The 17839-nt window shown below is 45.2% G+C and carries 17 protein-coding genes, 2 tRNA genes and 1 other RNA gene; 9 read left to right on the plus strand and 11 right to left on the minus strand.

The annotated features are described in order from the left end of the window. Positions 1 to 24: 24 nt before the first annotated feature. From CWO13_RS15305 to CWO13_RS15315, 3 genes are all read right to left on the minus strand, one after another. Complete coding sequence (locus tag CWO13_RS15305; protein WP_048658203.1) at positions 25 to 354, minus strand: AzlD domain-containing protein; 330 nt, start codon at positions 352 to 354, stop codon at positions 25 to 27. Between the two features lie 2 nt (positions 355 to 356). After that, positions 357 to 1085 carry an AzlC family ABC transporter permease gene (locus tag CWO13_RS15310; protein WP_048658202.1) on the minus strand — a complete coding sequence of 243 codons (729 nt, stop codon included), beginning with the start codon at positions 1083 to 1085 and terminating at the stop codon, positions 357 to 359. Positions 1086 to 1188: 103 nt separating this feature from the next. Next, complete coding sequence (locus CWO13_RS15315; RefSeq protein WP_055320095.1) at positions 1189 to 2022, minus strand: AraC family transcriptional regulator; 834 nt, start codon at positions 2020 to 2022, stop codon at positions 1189 to 1191. 247 nt (positions 2023 to 2269) lie between these two features. Here CWO13_RS15315 and CWO13_RS15320 point away from each other — a divergent pair, with 247 nt between their 5' ends. The 4 genes from CWO13_RS15320 (at position 2270) to CWO13_RS15335 (ending at position 6480) form a co-directional block, all read left to right on the plus strand. Further along, positions 2270 to 2608 carry a hypothetical protein gene (locus CWO13_RS15320; RefSeq protein ID WP_102432881.1) on the plus strand — a complete coding sequence of 113 codons (339 nt, stop codon included), beginning with the start codon at positions 2270 to 2272 and terminating at the stop codon, positions 2606 to 2608. Between the two features lie 330 nt (positions 2609 to 2938). Continuing rightward, complete coding sequence (locus tag CWO13_RS15325; protein WP_017105444.1) at positions 2939 to 4333, plus strand: glutamate decarboxylase; 1395 nt, start codon at positions 2939 to 2941, stop codon at positions 4331 to 4333. A gap of 74 nt (positions 4334 to 4407) precedes the next feature. Beyond that, a complete protein-coding gene (locus CWO13_RS15330) occupies positions 4408 to 6135 on the plus strand; it encodes an aspartate:alanine exchanger family transporter (RefSeq protein WP_102432886.1) in 1728 nt (575 codons plus the stop codon). Positions 6136 to 6228: 93 nt separating this feature from the next. Further along, entirely contained in the window at positions 6229 to 6480 is a 252-nt protein-coding gene (locus CWO13_RS15335) for a GlsB/YeaQ/YmgE family stress response membrane protein (protein WP_017105442.1), read from the plus strand. Positions 6481 to 6568: 88 nt separating this feature from the next. Here CWO13_RS15335 and ffs read toward each other — a convergent pair. Together ffs and CWO13_RS15345 are read right to left on the minus strand one after the other, a co-directional pair. Then, positions 6569 to 6665, minus strand: an RNA gene (ffs, locus tag CWO13_RS15340) — signal recognition particle sRNA small type. A 196-nt stretch (positions 6666 to 6861) separates the two neighbouring features. Further along, the gene (locus tag CWO13_RS15345) at positions 6862 to 7605 is read right to left on the minus strand and encodes a hypothetical protein (protein ID WP_048664232.1); all 744 of its coding nucleotides are present in this window, start codon (positions 7603 to 7605) and stop codon (positions 6862 to 6864) included. Positions 7606 to 7818: 213 nt separating this feature from the next. Here CWO13_RS15345 and CWO13_RS15350 point away from each other — a divergent pair, with 213 nt between their 5' ends. After that, the gene (locus tag CWO13_RS15350; RefSeq protein WP_048664234.1) at positions 7819 to 8121 is read left to right on the plus strand and encodes an MGMT family protein; all 303 of its coding nucleotides are present in this window, start codon (positions 7819 to 7821) and stop codon (positions 8119 to 8121) included. 59 nt (positions 8122 to 8180) lie between these two features. Here the strand turns inward: CWO13_RS15350 and CWO13_RS15355 are convergent, their stop codons facing one another. Then, positions 8181 to 8621, minus strand: a complete 441-nt coding sequence (locus tag CWO13_RS15355) for a YbaY family lipoprotein (RefSeq protein ID WP_048664235.1) — start codon at positions 8619 to 8621, stop codon at positions 8181 to 8183. A gap of 168 nt (positions 8622 to 8789) precedes the next feature. Here CWO13_RS15355 and tesB point away from each other — a divergent pair, with 168 nt between their 5' ends. Next, a complete protein-coding gene (gene tesB, locus CWO13_RS15360) occupies positions 8790 to 9650 on the plus strand; it encodes an acyl-CoA thioesterase II (protein ID WP_048664245.1) in 861 nt (286 codons plus the stop codon). A gap of 113 nt (positions 9651 to 9763) precedes the next feature. On the opposite strand, the gene CWO13_RS15365 is transcribed toward tesB, so the two are convergent. Both CWO13_RS15365 and CWO13_RS15370 read right to left on the minus strand, forming a co-directional pair. Then, the gene (locus CWO13_RS15365; RefSeq protein ID WP_102432882.1) at positions 9764 to 10429 is read right to left on the minus strand and encodes a hypothetical protein; all 666 of its coding nucleotides are present in this window, start codon (positions 10427 to 10429) and stop codon (positions 9764 to 9766) included. Between the two features lie 71 nt (positions 10430 to 10500). After that, complete coding sequence (locus CWO13_RS15370; RefSeq protein WP_017056968.1) at positions 10501 to 10956, minus strand: Lrp/AsnC family transcriptional regulator; 456 nt, start codon at positions 10954 to 10956, stop codon at positions 10501 to 10503. 147 nt (positions 10957 to 11103) lie between these two features. Here CWO13_RS15370 and CWO13_RS15375 point away from each other — a divergent pair, with 147 nt between their 5' ends. Beyond that, positions 11104 to 12171, plus strand: coding sequence for a PLP-dependent cysteine synthase family protein (locus CWO13_RS15375; protein ID WP_017064069.1), 1068 nt, complete (start codon positions 11104 to 11106; stop codon positions 12169 to 12171). Between the two features lie 88 nt (positions 12172 to 12259). Here the strand turns inward: CWO13_RS15375 and CWO13_RS15380 are convergent, their stop codons facing one another. From CWO13_RS15380 to CWO13_RS15390, 3 genes are all read right to left on the minus strand, one after another. Beyond that, entirely contained in the window at positions 12260 to 12580 is a 321-nt protein-coding gene (locus tag CWO13_RS15380; RefSeq protein ID WP_048658194.1) for a DUF1244 domain-containing protein, read from the minus strand. A 124-nt stretch (positions 12581 to 12704) separates the two neighbouring features. Next, positions 12705 to 15818 (minus strand): vibriobactin export RND transporter permease subunit VexH, encoded by a 3114-nt coding sequence (gene vexH / locus CWO13_RS15385; RefSeq protein WP_108083153.1) that lies wholly within the window; start codon positions 15816 to 15818, stop codon positions 12705 to 12707. Beyond that, positions 15818 to 16894, minus strand: coding sequence for an efflux RND transporter periplasmic adaptor subunit (locus tag CWO13_RS15390; protein WP_108083154.1), 1077 nt, complete (start codon positions 16892 to 16894; stop codon positions 15818 to 15820). Before CWO13_RS15390 ends, vexH begins: the two co-directional genes overlap by 1 nt. 551 nt (positions 16895 to 17445) lie before the next feature. Here CWO13_RS15390 and CWO13_RS15395 point away from each other — a divergent pair. Beyond that, positions 17446 to 17530, plus strand: a tRNA-Tyr gene (locus tag CWO13_RS15395). 103 nt (positions 17531 to 17633) lie between these two features. Beyond that, a tRNA-Tyr gene (locus CWO13_RS15400) sits at positions 17634 to 17718 on the plus strand. Positions 17719 to 17839 lie beyond the last annotated feature (121 nt).

Raw genomic sequence — 17839 nt, forward strand, 5'->3', positions numbered from 1 at the left:
GAAACATAAAGTTGAAGTTGAAGCTCACGAGAAAAGGTAATCAACCGCGACAAGGTTATAAAACAAAAACACCCCCATACTGACGCCAATCGTAAGTAACACATTGCCTGTTTTCCAAATCAGCAAGCCAGTCACCACCGCGCCTATCAAGTAAGGGTTTTCAAGGCTTGGCCAAAATGTTTGTTCAGGAGCAAATACAATTGGCCCCCAAATCGCAGTCAGCACCGCTGGGCTTGAATAGCGCAATAGGCGCCTTGCGGTTTGATTGAGTCGAAGCGGGATTGCAGGTTCAAGAAACAGATACCGACTAAAGAAAACAATCGCAGTCATGAGGAATATCGTTAACCAAATCATCTCTATTTCCCCTCCACGATTGTCTTGTCACCGTTGGTTCGCTCTTGGAATGATTCGCTGAAAAAGCCGGCTAACATACCAGCGATCGCTGCAATCATTAGCCCACCATCAATATTGTTAACCGACATGGCAACCGAAGTGACCAGTGAAACCACCACACACACGACAACAGGCAATGTTCTGATTAGTGGAAAAACCAACGCGATAAACGTCGCGGCTACCGCGAAGTCGAGACCGATTTCATTGAGTGACGGGATTTGGCTTCCCGCGACAATGCCAACAAAGCTCGCGATATTCCAAACAAGGTAAAAACCTCCACCTACACCCGCGGCATACCAACGATTAAACTCTTGCTGAGACTGCCCACTACAAATCGCGAACAGCTCGTCGGTGAGCCAAAATCCGAGTAATAGACGCCAACGCGCAGGAAGATGACTGATTTTGTCTCGCATCGATACGCTATACAGAAAGTGCCTTGAGGTGATGAACAGTGTGGTCAACAACATGGTCCCTAAACCAATACCCGCTTTGAACATACCCGCTGCGACAAGTTGCGCTGAGCCAGCAAATAAAATAGCCGACATCGCTTGAGCTTGAAGCTGATTCAACCCAGCATCTATCGCATATGAGCCCGCTAGAATTCCCCAAGGGATAACCGCAATGCTCAAGGGCATTCCCGCTAAAACGCCCTTCCATAACTGTGTTCGTCTATCCATTGTTTCATTATCCATATAATTCTTTTCTCTCCCACATTAGCTATTCAATGTAAGAAGAGTTGAGTCGGTTCGATTGTACAAACTTGCTCGATTTCACAAACGAATTAAGGTGTCCGATTTAGAGCATTTTGATGTATTGCCCCGGCGTGTAGCCATTGGCCTTTTTGAAGTGTCGATGAAAATGGCTTTGGTCGTGAAAACCACACTCTTGCGCGGTATCAGAAATGGTATGCCCTTGTTTCAATAACTTACGGGAAAGCCTTAATCGAGATTGGATCTGATACGCATGCGGCGGAAGGCCAAACTCTTTCTGAAAAGAGCGTACCAAATGAAACGGGCTTAAAGCCGCCAGTTTAGAGAGTTCTTCTAGAGACACATCGGCTTGTGGAAAGTCATCTAAGAACTCTTTCACTAAGACAAGTTGCCGCTGAGTTTTCCCATCGAGTTGAGGGTTAAGCGGCGATTTTCCATGTCGGCTAATCAGCTTAACCAACATCCCATACATCAAGGTCTCTCTTAACAGGCGATTGTCGGATTCATCAATCGTGTTGAAGACCAACCTCAATTGATTGGCGAGCTCTGGGTCTTCAACAACGGCTCTTGGGAAATAAGGCGCGCCGTAATTGGGTAGGTTAAGCTCTTGAGTGATCTTAGCAAGTTGCTCTGGGAGTGGATACATGGCTCGATACGCCCAACCGCCTTCAGTGGCAGAGTGACCGCTATGAACTTCGTCGGCATTGACCAAAATAATCGCATCTTGTGGCGCAATATGATGTCCGCCCGTTCGATAGAAACGCTGAGCGCCCTGCTCGATGACTCCCAGCGTGTAGCCCTCGTGGCTATGGCGTGAGAAGTTCTGCTTTTCATATTCAGCATTAAGAATTTCAAGGCCGCCGAGCTCTTCCGTTATCTTATATTCGGCCTTTTCTTTAGAGCGTTTCTTGTTCTCCATAACAATTCCCAAGCCTGTTGATTATCGAGCGACTTATCAGTCTACTCTATAGTCTCTTTCAGCTTTTGTACAAAATTGCGCATTTGGCGATTAATGCGCTTTTTGACCGAGGAATTAAACAACTCAATAACGCGCTCTAATTGCGAGCAAAGTCATGCTGTTTAGGTACTTGGCGAAGAATTGACAAATCAGTGACTTAATCATGCTCATAATCCCCACCAACTATTGGCAACTGTTCAGAGATATTATGAAGAAAGCCTTAGCATTGATCTTTTTCTTAAGCCTTACAGGCTGCACGCACAATCAATCCAAAGCACTAAGCATGAACTCCTCGTCGGTTAATACATACCCACAATCAATGTCGAACCTACAACTATGCGACACCTTATATTACGGGCGCTCGAGCAACCAAACATTGGCAGCCATTGGCAGTGAGTTTAATCGAAGAGGATTGTCGAAGAGTTGGTGTGATACTGAAACCAATAAGCTCTATCTAACAAAGACAATTGATTGGGTTGCGGATCAAGTAGAAGACAAAGAAGATTCAGAGGAAGAAGCGTCTGCCGTTGTGTTGCCTGCGAATTAAGAGGATTAAAAATTTAACATCGTAGAATGACCAAATTATAATCAGCCACCAAAATTATATATCCAAAACTTACAACACTAAAAAATAAGCATTAACACTCATATAAAGTTCATCATGACAACTCCGTTTTTTCACCACACAGTGTACTTTTGAAATATTTGTTTTACCGTGCACAAAACAAGATAAAACAATGTGAAATAAGCAACCAGACTCTTATTTAAGCTGAATTTTTATAAAATCCTGCTATGTTTATTTAGCTGCCAATATTGCTATTTACTGATGTTTCAATGGCAATAAGTAAAATAAATTCAATAAGATAAAGGATTCACCATGCCTCTTCATAAAAAATCGACTGTTCGTGGTTCACTCTTAGATGATGTTTATTCTTCCAAAGATCTTTCCGTTGTTATGCCCAAGTATCGAATCCCAGAGCAAGAGCATGCACCCGCTCATGCTTACCAAGTCGTGCATGATGAACTAATGCTAGATGGCAATTCGCGGCAGAACCTTGCGACCTTCTGTCAAACATGGGTCGAAGACGAAGTCCATAAATTGATGGATGAATGCATCGACAAAAACATGATCGATAAAGATGAATACCCACAAACGGCAGAAATCGAATCTCGATGTGTACATATGCTCGCCGATCTTTGGCATGCACCTAACGCTGAAAATCCAATGGGATGTTCAACAACTGGCTCAAGTGAAGCCGCAATGCTTGGTGGTATGGCGCTAAAATGGGCTTGGCGTGAGAAAATGAAGAAGCAAGGTAAGCCAACTGACCGTCCTAACCTTATTTGTGGTCCAGTTCAGGTTTGTTGGCATAAATTTGCCCGTTACTGGGACATTGAACTTCGCGAAATCCCAATGCAAGGTGATCGTCTGATCATGACCCCAGAGGAAGTAATCAAACGTTGTGACGAGAACACGATTGGCGTCGTCCCGACACTAGGCGTGACCTTTACTTGCCAATACGAGCCAGTACAAGCGGTACACGAAGCGTTAGATAAACTACAAGAAGAGACCGGATTAGATATTCCGATTCACGTTGATGGTGCAAGTGGTGCCTTTCTCGCCCCATTCTGCGACCCAGATTTAGTGTGGGATTTCCGTTTGCCAAGGGTCAAATCCATTAATGCTTCTGGGCATAAATTTGGTCTTTCTCCACTTGGTGTTGGCTGGGTTGTTTGGCGAGATGCGGATGCTCTGCATGAAGACTTGATTTTCAACGTCAACTACCTCGGTGGCAACATGCCGACCTTTGCGCTCAATTTCTCCCGCCCTGGGGGGCAAATCGTTGCGCAATACTATAACTTTTTACGTCTTGGTAAAGAGGGCTACCGTAAGATCCATGATGCTTGTTATGACACGGCTCGTTACCTTGCCAAAGAAGTCGAAAAGATGGGTATATTTCACATCATCTACGATGGCCATGGTGGTATCCCGGCCTTGAGTTGGTCAATTAAAGATGGCGCAACCCCAGGCTTTAACCTCTACGATCTTTCGGATCGCATCCGATCTCGTGGTTGGCAAATTGCCGCTTATGCGATGCCCGCCGAGCGTGAAGATCTGGTAATCATGCGTATTTTAGTTCGTCATGGTTTTAGTCGTGATATGGCTGACCTTTTGATTTCCGACTTACAACACTGCGTTGATTTCTTTGACAAACACCCGGTCGTCAATGGTAGCGACGCTGACGAGTCGAGTAACTTTAATCACAGCTAATTGTCCCATCTTACTTAAAGCAAGGAGCCTTGATGGTTCCTTGCCCTTATATCAACAAGTTAGCAGGTGACATTATGTCCTTTCTATTTAGTTACTTGTCAGAGAATCCGTTTGTATTTCTCTTTCTATCACTCACCATTGGTTATCCACTTGGTCGACTCACTTTTAAAGGTGTGAGCTTAGGCACAACAGCTGGCACCCTAATCGTTGGCGTTGGTATAGCACTGACGTCCTTCTCAGTTTATGGACTAAAAATTGAAGAACCAGGATTGGTCTCCGACATTTTCTTAATGATGTTCATGTACGCCATTGGGATGAAAGTAGGACCGCAATTTTTCTCCGGCCTTGCTAGAGGAGGCATCGACTTCGTCGTCATTGGTTTAATTGTCGTGTTCAGCAATTTTGCGATTGTTGTCATCGGCGCCAAGCTCATGGGCCTTGAGCCCGGCTATGCCGCGGGCATCATTTCTGGCAGTTACACAGTGACGGCAGTAATGGGCGTAGCGCAGTCAGCAATCAGCTCTGGGGCATTTACGCCACCAGAAGGCATGAGCATTGATCAGGTCAGTGCCAATATCGCGGCGGGTTACGCGATAAGCTATGTCCTGTCGACCGTCCTCATCATCTTGTTCATTAAATACCTCCCTTCTCTCTTTGGAATTGACCCCGTCAAAGCAGGTAAAGAAGCAGAAGCAGAGTTCTCAACTGGCGATGACAACGAGAAGCTCCCAAGTACCTTTGGGTTCTCAGATGTTGGCATTCTACCCATTGATGTTCGCTCTTATAAGGTCACACACCAAGAGTTAGTCGGTCGTTCAGTGCAGGAGCTGTATCGAAACTTCCCTGATGCGGCCGTGCTTAAAGTGGTTCGAGGTGAGCAAGTCATTGATGCTTCTGATAATCCAATGCTTGAGTTAAATGATGTCATTGGCATTCGCGGAGAATATCGCGTCTTGATTGCGGAAGGTGAAGCTGATATCGGAAATGAAGTCGATGAACCACGAGCTAGAAATGTCGATATCGAAGTAGCGGACATTCACGTTGGGAAGTCCGAACATGCAGGAAAAACGATAGCGCAGTTACATTCCGAAGTCGGTTTTGGTGTTTACTTTAAAGCAGTCTTCAGACAAGGCCACCAGCAACCTCTATTACCACAAACCCAGATCGAAGTTGGCGATGTGGTTCGAATTGCCGGCTCTCAGTGGTGTGTAGAACAAACAGCCACTAAGTTGAACAGTGTACCCATCGTCGAGAGTACCGTCACAGAAACCTTCTATCTCGCCGTTTCTTTATTAATTGGTTATGTCTTCGGCCATTTAAGTGTCACAGTCGCAGGTATTCCATTTGCATTGGGAACCTCGGCAGGCTGTATGCTCACCGGGATCATTTTTTCCTTCCTACGCACGCGGAATCCAAGTTTTGGCGGCCCTATGAGCGAGGGAGCAAGAAGCTTTCTACAAGACATCGGCCTAAATCTGTTTGTTGCTGTATTGGCAGCGACGGTAGGCCCCAAAATACTGGCCTCTTTTCAAGGCATCGTTGTCATCAAGATAGCTTTGCTCGGGGTGACAGCTGCTTTAGTACCCCCCTTATTAGCTTGGTTGTACGGCTTATATTTCCGCAAAATGAATCCTGCAATTTTAGCTGGTGCTTGTGCCGGAGGCAGGAACAGTACGCCTGCAATGAAAGGCGCACAAGATGCCAGTCACAGTGACATGCCAGCGATCGGCTATCCTGTGCCCTACGCTTTAACATCGGTATTGGTTCTTATTCTGGGTTACATCGCAATGGTCATCAGTTAGTTAAATCGAGTTTTGATTCATGGTCTATGATTTAAACGTAACCATAGATGTGTGACGACATGCACCTAACACAATAATGAGTAAGGAGAAGTTATGGGGTTTATATCTTGGATTATTCTTGGGTTGATTGCAGGGGCGCTAGCTAAGTGGCTAATGCCGGGCAACGATGGTGGTGGATGGATCGCCACCATGGTTCTAGGTATTGCTGGTGCCTTTGTTGGTGGTTTTTTAGGGAGCTTCATCGGCCTCGGCAGTGCTGACGGCATTAACATCGGTAGTATTATAACCGCAACGCTTGGCGCATTCGTGTTGCTGTTTGTTTATAACCGTTTCCTCAAAAACTGATATTTTCGCACCTCTAGTCATAAACAAGATAAAATTAAGCTTCAGATAGCAAAAAGCCGCTCATGAAGAGCGGCTTTTTTAAAGGGTGGGAACCCAGCCACATCCCGGCACACAAGTCACTCGCTGCGGCTGCTCCCTTCCAGGCCTGACCGAGTTCACGAGCTATTGTTGCGGGAGGACCAGGCCCCCATAGATTCGTTTTCTAAGAGGCTTGCCTCAAAGAGTGATTGGATTATTAAGCATCACAGCAACCATTGCAAGCCCTTCCACCCTATTTTTGAACAATTACGGTCTAAGTGCTTATCCTTTATTCAAACCACTAGAAAATCGCAGGTAAATTCACCATTTATCTGCATTTGGAAAGTTTGGATTGCTGAAGTACTAGACATCGATGTCTTCATTATCTTCTGTACGAATGATGTAGTCAGTCATCCACGCGGTGCCTAATAGACACAACCACACCACAAAGACAGGGCTTGGAACTTCGATACTTGGAGTAATTACCAGAGCCGCAAAACCGACCGTTGGCAGTGTCCAACATAATAGTTTATTCCAGCGGAACGTTTTCAAGCGCGTCAGCGTTTCCATTGATGCCATGATGCCCGTTATACACAAGGCCACCAAAGCAGCATAAGGTAAATCGGCTATCCATAATGGAAGTATTAAGCCTAATGACCACCAGCTGTGTCGGCTGGCTGGCTTAAGGTGATTTGCCGCCCACCAAATTACGATGATAGATAAGGTTTGAAGTGTGGTAACCCACGGGACGCCTTCAAGCTTGCCTGCTGATTGCGTGACCATGATTCCAACCTGCAACGTAGTCACGATCAAGCCAGAAATAATCACGACCGACAAACTACTGCGTCTTGAGAAGACCACCATCAATAGCGGGAATAGTACCCACGCACTGACAGACAGCGTGATGGGCTGCAAAGGAAGGGTTAGACCATAAGTAGTCATGGAAACAAGCAAAGCTAATCCAGCTATGCCCCCCTGCGGTAAAATCCATAAGGCAGGAATTACCATTGCAAGCACCGGGATATCTCCCTCACTTAAACTGATTGCTCTCGCGCAAACAACCGCTAATAATGTGGTGATCAAGAACTGAAACGTTGAAAATACCATAGCCCTCTCCTTCTACCGATCCGTGGTACCATACCAATCGTAGTAATTAACTGGTCACCCTAGCTTGTTAAAAAACTCGATAACCTCGTTAGATTTTTTGATTGGAGAATAATACTTATCAAAAAAATCTGCCTTGCTCTCAAGCTTTTTCCCTGCGCTATTTTTGAACACTTACTTACTGTGATTGGTATTTATGAACTAGGAACATTTAGTATGGACCAATTTTTGAGCCAAATCTTTGCTGTGATTCACCAAATTCCATATGGAAAAGTAACAACTTATGGAGACATAGCACGTTTTTCAGGATTTCCGGGCTATGCGCGCCATGTTGGTAAAGCGCTGGGTAACCTACCAGAAGGTAGCAAACTGCCTTGGTATCGAGTGATAAACAGCAAGGGAGAGATCTCTTTAAAGGGCGATTCATTCGACCGACAAAAGCGGCATTTGGTTAAAGAAGGGGTTGAAGTGAGTGATGCCGGAAAGATCAAACTAAGAATATATAAATGGCAGCCCTAGAGCTGCCATTTATCGAAAGACGTTAATTAAGATGCCTTAACAGTGGCATCTATTTCTAATTAACGAACACCAACCAAGCGTAGGTCTGCTTGTTGCGTGTTTTCTACGTCTGTAATCACTGACTTAATCGTGTCAGTTGTGAAACGCAGTTTGCCATCGACATGAATCGACGCACGCATGTTGTAGCGGTGGTTAGCTTTAATCTTGTTGTTGTCGTAGCTCAGTTCGAATGCGAACGGTACTTGCTTACCATCAGTAGTGAACTCTTGAGTTGCGATAACCGTTGATGGTGCGTCAGCCAGTGAGATATCTTCTAGCGTAACGGTAACTACTGCATTCTCTGGCAATGCAATTCTTTCACGGTAGCTAACTGTTCCTGAAATCACTTGAGTGTTCTCTGCAACCACTTCTTGAGAAGCATTCGTTTCTGATGTTGCTTGGCAACCAACAAGTAGGCCAAACGATACTAAAGACGTAATAAGAATTAGAGCCTTTTTCATATTCAATTTCTCTCAACATGTTTGCCGGACTCGGCAAATCTACTCAGCAATTATAAGAGAGCTTTCATATTCTGTCTCGAAACCCTATGATTTATTGACAGATATCTGACTAAGCTAAATGATTAACACCATAATCTGACACCTATTTTACCAAGAGGCATGCTGGCGATGAGTCAACCTTTAAAAGAATTACTCAATTTACTTCAGTTAGAGAAACTAGAAGAAGGTCTGTTCCGCGGGCAAAGTGAGAACTTAGGCCTACCACAGGTATATGGCGGTCAAGTATTGGGACAAGCGCTTTCTGCTGCTCGTTATACCGTTCAAGACGACCGTAGTGTTCACTCTTTCCACAGTTATTTTCTATTTCCCGGTGATCCTGAAAAGCCAATCATTTACGATGTTGAGAACCTAAGAGATGGACGCAGCTTTAGCACGCGCCGTGTGAAAGCGATTCAAAATGGCCGCCCTATTTTCTATCTCACCGCTTCTTATCATGGCGATGCGCCAGGTTTTGAGCACCAGATTGCAATGCCTGATATTCCTGGACCAGAGAATTTTGCTTCAGAAACTGAATTAGCGAGCCACATTGCAGAATTCTTACCAGAGAAACTGCGCAAAACCTTTTGTGGCGAAAAGCCGATTGAGATGCGCCCGGTGACGGTTGTGAATCCACTCAACCCAAAGAAGACGGAAGCGAAACAGTACCTTTGGGTAAGAGCAAATGGCGCGATGCCAGACAACCAATTAATTCATCAATACCTACTTGCTTACGCATCGGATTGGGGGTTCTTAGTTACGGCGCTTCATCCTCATGAAGTCTCTATCATGACACCAAATTTCCAAGTGGCGACGATTGACCACTCAATCTGGTTCCACCGCCCGTTCAAGATGGACGAATGGTTACTTTATGCGATTGAAAGCCCAACGGCGGCGAACACTCGTGGCTTAGTGCGCGGCGAGATCTTTAACCAAAAAGGTGAGCTCGTAGCGACGGCAGTACAAGAAGGTGTGATGCGTTTTACTAAGTAACGGATAAACGCTTCTTACAAGCCCAAAATACGCACAAAAAATAGAGGCTAGGTTTAGTACCTAGCCTCTATTTTTAATATTAACGAAAAGTCGTTACTTCGAATCCATAAACTCTACTCAGCTTCTGGCGTAGGCTCGAATTCACCTTGCACTCGTGTTTTGATGCCATCGCCAGCGTCTCTAAGTAAATTAAATGGCGATAACACTACGCCTTTCACCGCGCCCTCTGCGGCTCCCTGAGCGAGCTCTTTACTCTTATCAGCTAACAAATTAGCTTGTGCCAAAATACCAGGGACTTCCGCTCGTAGCATTTCAGACTCAGTGACGATGACAGGAATAGTCTGTTCGCGGTAAGACTTACTTTCAGCGAGCATTGGTGGCATTACGTCTACGCGGTATCTCTTTAATTCTGTTAACGTTGGGGGGATCACATCGGTTCTCACCTGCTCAACTTCAACTCGAACGTTTTTTACTTCATCTAGGATAGCTGGGATTTTACTGTCGACCGATGCTACCGTTTTGTTCACCTTCTCAACCGTCTTTCTAACATCTTCGACGGTATTTAGCATCTGTGGCGCCAACTCGTCGACGTGCTCCGCCAGTATCAGAAACTCTTCGACTTTTAGCTCTTTAGTAAGCACTGAAAGATCCTCTATAACCTGAGGATAGGTATCGACAATTTCACCGACTTTATTGGTGAATGAATAGATAGTGTAGCCAAGGTAAAAAATAGCGATAGCTAACACCAGCTGAATAGCAGTCGAAACTTTTGCAAACATGAATAATCCTTTTCTTTATCGCTGAGGCAATATCTAAACTGAGAAATAGTTAGCGTAACGCTAGATTTAGCTTAAAGCGGCAATGCTGTCGTGTACTTCAATGGTTCCATCGCAAATGTCGAGGTCACATTAGAGATACCATCAATACTATTCACCAAGCGCTTGTAGAAATCATCAAAGCACTTCATGTCTTTAACCTGAACCTTCATCATATAATCATATTCGCCGGCCATGCGATAGAACTCCATCACTTCTGGAAATTCCGACACGGTATTCACAAAACGACCATACCACTCATGAGAATGATCACTGGTTTTCACCAATACGAACGCGGTAAAGGAAAGATCCAATTTTTCCGGGTTCAGCAGTGCGACTCTTTTCTCAATAATGCCGTTCTCTTCAAGGCGCTTAAGCCTTTTCCAACAAGGCGTTGTGGTGAGATTGACCGCTTCAGAAATATCGTTCAATGACAGCGTGCTATCTTCTTGCAGTAACCCTAATATTTTTTTGTCTACGGCATCTATCACACTTTCACCAGATCGAATTTAAAGAGAATAATTTTCTACAATTTAAGCAAAACAAAGCAAATATGGCAAAGTTTTTCTCTCAAATTATAGATAAATTAGAACCATACCAATTACAAAGAATTCCTACACTCGATCAGGAGAACGCTTATGTGCACTGACCATCAATGGATTAACAACGCGATTCGTAAAATTGAAGCCGATTACCAACGCTCAGCGGATACGCACCTTATTAAGCTCGATCTACCAAGTATCGAAGGCATTGATGTTTACCTTAAAGATGAAAGCACACACCCTACTGGCTCTTTAAAGCACCGTTTAGCACGTTCTCTGTTTTTATACGCTATCTGTAACGGTTGGGTTGGTCCAGAAACAACGATCATTGAATCTTCATCGGGCAGCACTGCGGTATCTGAAGCGTACTTTGCTCGCCTACTTGGCCTGCCGTTTATTGCTGTAATGCCAAAGTGCACAGCGAAGAAGAAAATTGAGCAGATTGAATTCTACGGCGGCCAAGCGCATCTTGTTGACCGCTCAGATGAAATTTACGATGAGTCTCGTCGTTTAGCAGAAGAGCTGAATGGTCACTACATGGACCAATTTACTTACGCTGAGCGCGCAACCGACTGGCGTGGTAACAACAACATCGCTAACTCGATTTTCAATCAAATGCAGATGGAAGATCACCCAGTTCCAGCTTGGGTAGTAATGAGCCCAGGTACTGGCGGTACTTCTGCAACTATCGGCCGCTTCATTCGCTACCAACAGCATGAAACTAAGCTTTGTGTTGTCGACCCTGAGAACTCTGTATTCCACGAATACTTCCAAACCGGTAATGCGAACGTGAAAGGCAGTACGTTCAGCAAGATTGAAGGCATTGGTCGCCCACGAGCAGAGCCAAGCTTCATTCCTGGTGTGGTTGACGAAATGCGTAAAATCCCAGACGCAGCAAGTATCGCAACGACACATTGGTTATCTGACATTCTTGGCCGCAAGGTTGGCGCATCAACCGGTACTAACATGTACGGTGTGCTTCAGCTAGCCAGTGAAATGAAAGCGCGTGGCGAGAAAGGGTCTATCGTGACTTTACTATGTGATAGTGGTGAACGTTACCTAGACACTTACTTCAATGACGAGTGGGTAAATCTGAATATCGGTGACCTACAGCCTTACGCAGCGAAGTTGGAAGCTTTCTCGCAAACAGGTGAGTTGGCTTAACCACAGGGTAAGCACCGACACCAAAATTGAAAAGAGCCCTTGATGGGCTCTTTTTTTGTTCTGTTAATCAATCACTAACGACAACAAATTACTCTGGCTTCTGCTTCGCTTCAAATGCCGCTAGTTGTTCAGGCGTCGCTTTTGGTTGATGGTTTTGTTTCCACTCATCGTAAGTCATGCCATATATGCGCTCACGAGCGTCATCGATATCCAAGTCTAGGCCTTGTTGCTCAGCTTCTGCTTTGTACCACTTGCTGAAACAGTTACGGCAGAAACCCGCCAAGATCATCAAGTCGATGTTCTGCACATCTTTGTTATCATCCAAGTGTGCTAGCAGGCGACGAAAGGTTGCTGCATCAAGCTTGTCTTGTTCTTCTTGAGAAAGATCTTTGTATTTAAATTCAGCCACTTTACTTTCCTTTATTCGATTTATTGTATTAGTTCGTTGAGCTCTGTTTGTTATACAAAAAAAGCCTGCAATTCGCTAGGAGCAAACGCAGGCTTTTCAATATTGTTACACTATTTCGTGTTCATTAACCGTGACTGGTTCTTCCCACGTTGTCATGGCTAAGCTCTTTATTGAGCACCGCTTCGACGTGACCCGGAGAGCGTGTTGAGCCAGAAATCAGTCGGTACATCGCAGGGATTACGAACAGAGTGACCAGTGTCGCAAAGCCCATACCGAAGAAGATAACCGTACCCACAGCGACTCGGCTTTCATAGCCTGCGCCCGTTGAAGTAATCAATGGAATAGCACCTGCTAGTGTGGTAAACGCCGTCATCATGATTGGACGTAAGCGTCGAGCCGAAGCATCAATGATCGCCTTTTCAAACTCAATACCACGGTCACGAAGTTGGTTAGCAAACTCAACGATCAAGATACCGTTTTTGGTTACCATACCGATCAACATGATCATACCAATCTGGCTGTAGACATTGAGGCCTTGACTCATCAGCACCAAACCTAAGAAGCCACCAAAGATGCCCATAGGTACGGTGAACATCACCACCAGCGGGTTAATGAAGCTCTCAAACTGCGCTGCAAGTACCAAGTACGCAACTAACATCGCTAACGCAAACACCACTAAGATGCTTGATTGGTTCTCTTTGAAGTCTTTAGACTCACCTGAGTAGCTCACAGAGATGTCACCCGGTAGCTGTTCAATCGCTTGCTCATCAAGGAAATCCAGAGCATCACCCAGTGTGTAACCTTCCATTAGGTTAGCTTTGATGGTCACCGACTTTTGCTTGTTGTAGTGCGACAAACGAATCGATGATGCCACTTCTTCAATGTGTGTCAGTGTATCAAGCGTTACTAGCTCGCCTGACTGAGTTCGCATGTAGATTTGGCTTAAATCGTTGGCGTTGTTGAAGCTGTTCTCATCACCACGCAGGTAAACATCGTACTCTTCACCACGGTCAACGAAGGTGGTTTCACTACGGCCGCCAAGCATGATCTCTAACGTATCTGAAATGTCCGAAACGCTAACGCCTAGCTCGGCTGCACGTTGCTTATCTACGGTTACTAATAACTCTGGTGTTTTCTCAGAGTAATCGATGTCCGCACCTTCCATCATTGGAGAGTCTTCAGCCGCTTGCTTTAACAGTTCGCCCCACTTCTGAAGCTCAGAGTAATCAGAGCCACCCAGTACGAATTGAACAGGCTCACTTGAACCACCTTTGAAGCCCGGCATGAACGGGAATACACGTACATCAGGAATACCATTTAAAGATTTACGAACTTCGTTCAACGCTTCCTGAGCGGTTTCATCACGTTCATCCCAATCTTCCAGGATCATGATAACGAAGCCCGTTTGGTCGCCAGCATTACCACCAAACGCTGGTGATTGAATACTAAATGACTTCAAGAAACCTTGACCAAGCAGCGGCATTAGGCGCTCTTCAACGATGTCCATATTGGCAGACATACGGTTGTAACTGGTTGCATCGGCACCACGAACAAACGCAAAGATAACACCACGGTCTTCTTGAGGCGTCAGTTGCGACGGCACTTGTTGCATCAAGCCATAGCTACCACCCATACACGCGATAATGATGATTGGAGCTGCCCAACGCCAGTTTAAAGCACGGCGCAATACCGCGCGGTATCCAGACTCAAGTTTGCCAAATACGCGCTCGACAAACAGGTTGAAACGGTTTGGTTTAACGTTCGCTTTTAGGATTTTACTGCCTAACACTGGCGTTAACGTTAGTGCGACTAGCGACGAGAAGATCACTGACATCGCCAACAGTACCGAGAACTCCGTAAACAAGAGACCGACCATGCCATCCATGAACGAGATTGGCAGGAATACCATCACCAAGACTAGAGTGGTTGCGATTACCGCAAAGCCCACTTCACGTGTCCCTTTATAAGCAGCAAGCAGCGGTGACTCACCACGTTCAATATGGTGGAAAATGTTCTCAACCACCACGATCGCATCATCTACTACCAAACCAATCGACAGGATAAGTGCCATCAGAGTAATCAGGTTAATAGAGAAACCGAAGTAGTAAGCCGCAATAAACGACGAGATCAGAGATACAGGTACGGTCACCGCTGGAATAAGTGTTGCACGTGCTTGACCAATAAAGATGTAAAGCACAAGGATAACCAAGCCGCCCGTGATAAAGAGCGTGCTGTAAACCTCTGAGATAGAACGATCGATGAAGACTGTTGAGTCATAGTCGACAGCTAAACGAGTGCCATCTGGCAAGAACTTTTGAATTGCTTCGACTTCTTTATGTACTAGGTCAGCTACTTCAAGCGGGTTTGCATCTGATTGAGGCACAATACCCATACTGACGTTAACAACACCGTCACTCTTAAAGGTCGAGTTTTCGTTCTCTGCGCCAATGTAAACATCAGCGACATCTTTAAGGTAAATAGGCGTGTTGTCAGAAGCGCGTTTAACGACTAGGTATTCAAAATCTTCCGCTTCAGTGTAAGAACGAGCGGTACGAACCGACATCACAATCGCATCGTTACGTACTTCACCACCTGGGCTTTCGATATTCTCATTGTTTAACGCAGAAGTGATGTCAGATGTGGTAACCCCACGCCCTGCCATTTGCGCAGGTTTCAGCTTGACGTACATTACTTTGTACAAGCCACCTGAGATATCCACCGAGCTCACACCAGAGATCAAACTAAAGCGGTCGATCAACACACGTTCGGTGTAATCGGTTAGCTGCGTTCGATCCATCTCTGTCGAACTTAAGTTGATGTAGACCGAGGCTTCACCACTACCATTGTTCTTATAAACAATAGGGTCGTCGGCTTCATCTGGCAATGAGCGCTGTGCACGAGCTACCGCATCACGAACATCACTCACACCAGTATTGAGATCGTAACCAAGCTCAAAAGTAATCGTGATACGCGACATACCGTTACGGGTAGTGGACTCGATCTCGTCGATACCACTGATGCCGGATAACTGATCTTCGAGGTTGGAGGTTATTTGGCTCTCAATGATGGTAGCCGAAGCACCCTCATAACGAGTACTGATCGATACCACCGGACTTTCAATATCTGGCATCTCACGAACAGCAAGCTTATTGAACGAAACAATACCAAACACCACCAACAGCAAGCTCAATACGACAGCCGCTACTGGTCTCTTTACAGAAACATCAGATAACAACATTAGTTAGCGCCTTCTTGTGTTGCTTTCTCGTTTGCTGACTCAGCAGGGCGGTTCACGGTCAGTTCTTGAACTTGAACACCATCACGCATATTCACTATGCCCTGCACCACAATTTTCTGACCAATGTCGATGCCCTTTTCAATCACAACTTCGTTGTCGATACGAGCAGCAAGGAACACTTCGGTTCGTGTCGCCTTGTTATCTTCGCCAATGACATAAACAAAACGTTTAGTACCTGAGTATTCAAGTGCTTGAACTGGAATAATGGGTGCTTCCACCGGTGGAAAGTCCATATCAGCTGCCACTAACATGCCCGGCTTTAAGTAATCATTATTGTTGTCGAAGTGAATTCGAACTCGAAGGTTCAAGGTTTCAGCGTTAATACGAGAATCAATGCCCACTACAGTGCCAGTGAACTGAGTGTCGCCCCATGCGCTAGTACGAGCCGTTACTTTCATACCTTTAGAGAGTTTAGAAAGGTAGCGCTCCGGGATCTGCAGATCTAATTGCATTACCGATAGGTCATCTAGAGTTACAAGTTCAGTACCGGCTGTCACCATTTTACCGCGGCTAAAGTCGATAAAGCCGACCGTGCCAGAAAAAGGCGCGCTAATGTGTAAGTCTTTAAGATTAGCATTCGCAGCAGCTAGGCGAGCATTGGCGATCTCTACATTAGTTTTCTGAGCGTCAATTTCAGTTTGCGTGATCGCGTTGCGTTTCACTAGTCGTTGGAATTCCGCTAGCTTACGTTTCTCGTCTTTTAAATACGCTTGCGCCTCTGCAACCGCCGCTTTCGCTTTATCATCGTCGAGCTGGACCAACATCTGCCCTTTGGTGACATCTTGATTGGCCTTGATGTTGATAGAGTCCACTCTGCCAGCCACTTCAGAAGTAATCATGACAGATTGCTCGGCTTCTAACTTGCCGACCAAAGAAAGAGATTGGCTAACTTGGTGGATATCAACTTGCTCAGTAACAACAGTGACAGTGCTAGGGCCCATACGTTTAGCAAGTGCGGCTGGAGACGCCAAAAGAATAGACAAGCTAAGCAGGGTTAAAACAGATTTATGCTTCATAATAATGGTCTGCAAGTAAGGTTTATACCAATCACAGTGAGTCAGTGGTCAAAAATAGCGTAGGGAAAAGGCTTGAGAACAAGGCAGCATTTTAGATAAGTAGTTATCCTACAATCAAAAATTCTAACGCAGTTATCGAGCATTTTAACAAGCTAGAATGACAAGTTACTTACTACGATTGGTATTATTATCTATAAATGAAATTAACCGTATTCTATCAACTGATGAATGCTGTAACGTCAAGAAGTGTAAATCTAGATTAAATTCCATTTACGTTTCATCACGTTCTAGACACAATGAATAGAATACAGAAAGCCAATTACCTCAAGGTGTTATCTATCAGTACGTAAACCTTAGTACAGATGTTCACTTCACGAGCAATATGCGTACTTTTCGCCATCTTTGCCCAAAAAGGCAGCATTTAACACAAAACCATAAGAAAAACCCTTTACAGGTTTAGCGTGTTTGCTATGATGCGCTCCGCACTTGAGAGATGCGTTGGGAAAAACATCTCTTTAGCCTATCCATTATGAGTTAGGAAAAATCACCCTGGAGGGGTTCCCGAGTGGCCAAAGGGAGCAGACTGTAAATCTGCCGGCACTGCCTTCGATGGTTCGAATCCGTCTCCCTCCACCATATTTCTTCTTACCTCTTTTAAGAGTTAAGAGAACAACCTGATTGATGGGCTTATGGGAAAACATCAATTTAGGCTTACTTTGTGAAGAGTAAGACACACCCTGGAGGGGTTCCCGAGTGGCCAAAGGGAGCAGACTGTAAATCTGCCGGCACTGCCTTCGATGGTTCGAATCCGTCTCCCTCCACCATATTCTTCTTACCTCTTTTAAGAGTTAAGAGAACAACCTAGTTGATGGGCTTATGGGAAAACATCAATTTAGGCTTACTTTGTGAAGAGTAAGACACACCCTGGAGGGGTTCCCGAGTGGC

Source organism: Vibrio sp. ZF 223, assembly GCF_003050585.1.
Taxonomy (GTDB): Bacteria; Pseudomonadota; Gammaproteobacteria; order Enterobacterales; family Vibrionaceae; genus Vibrio; species Vibrio crassostreae.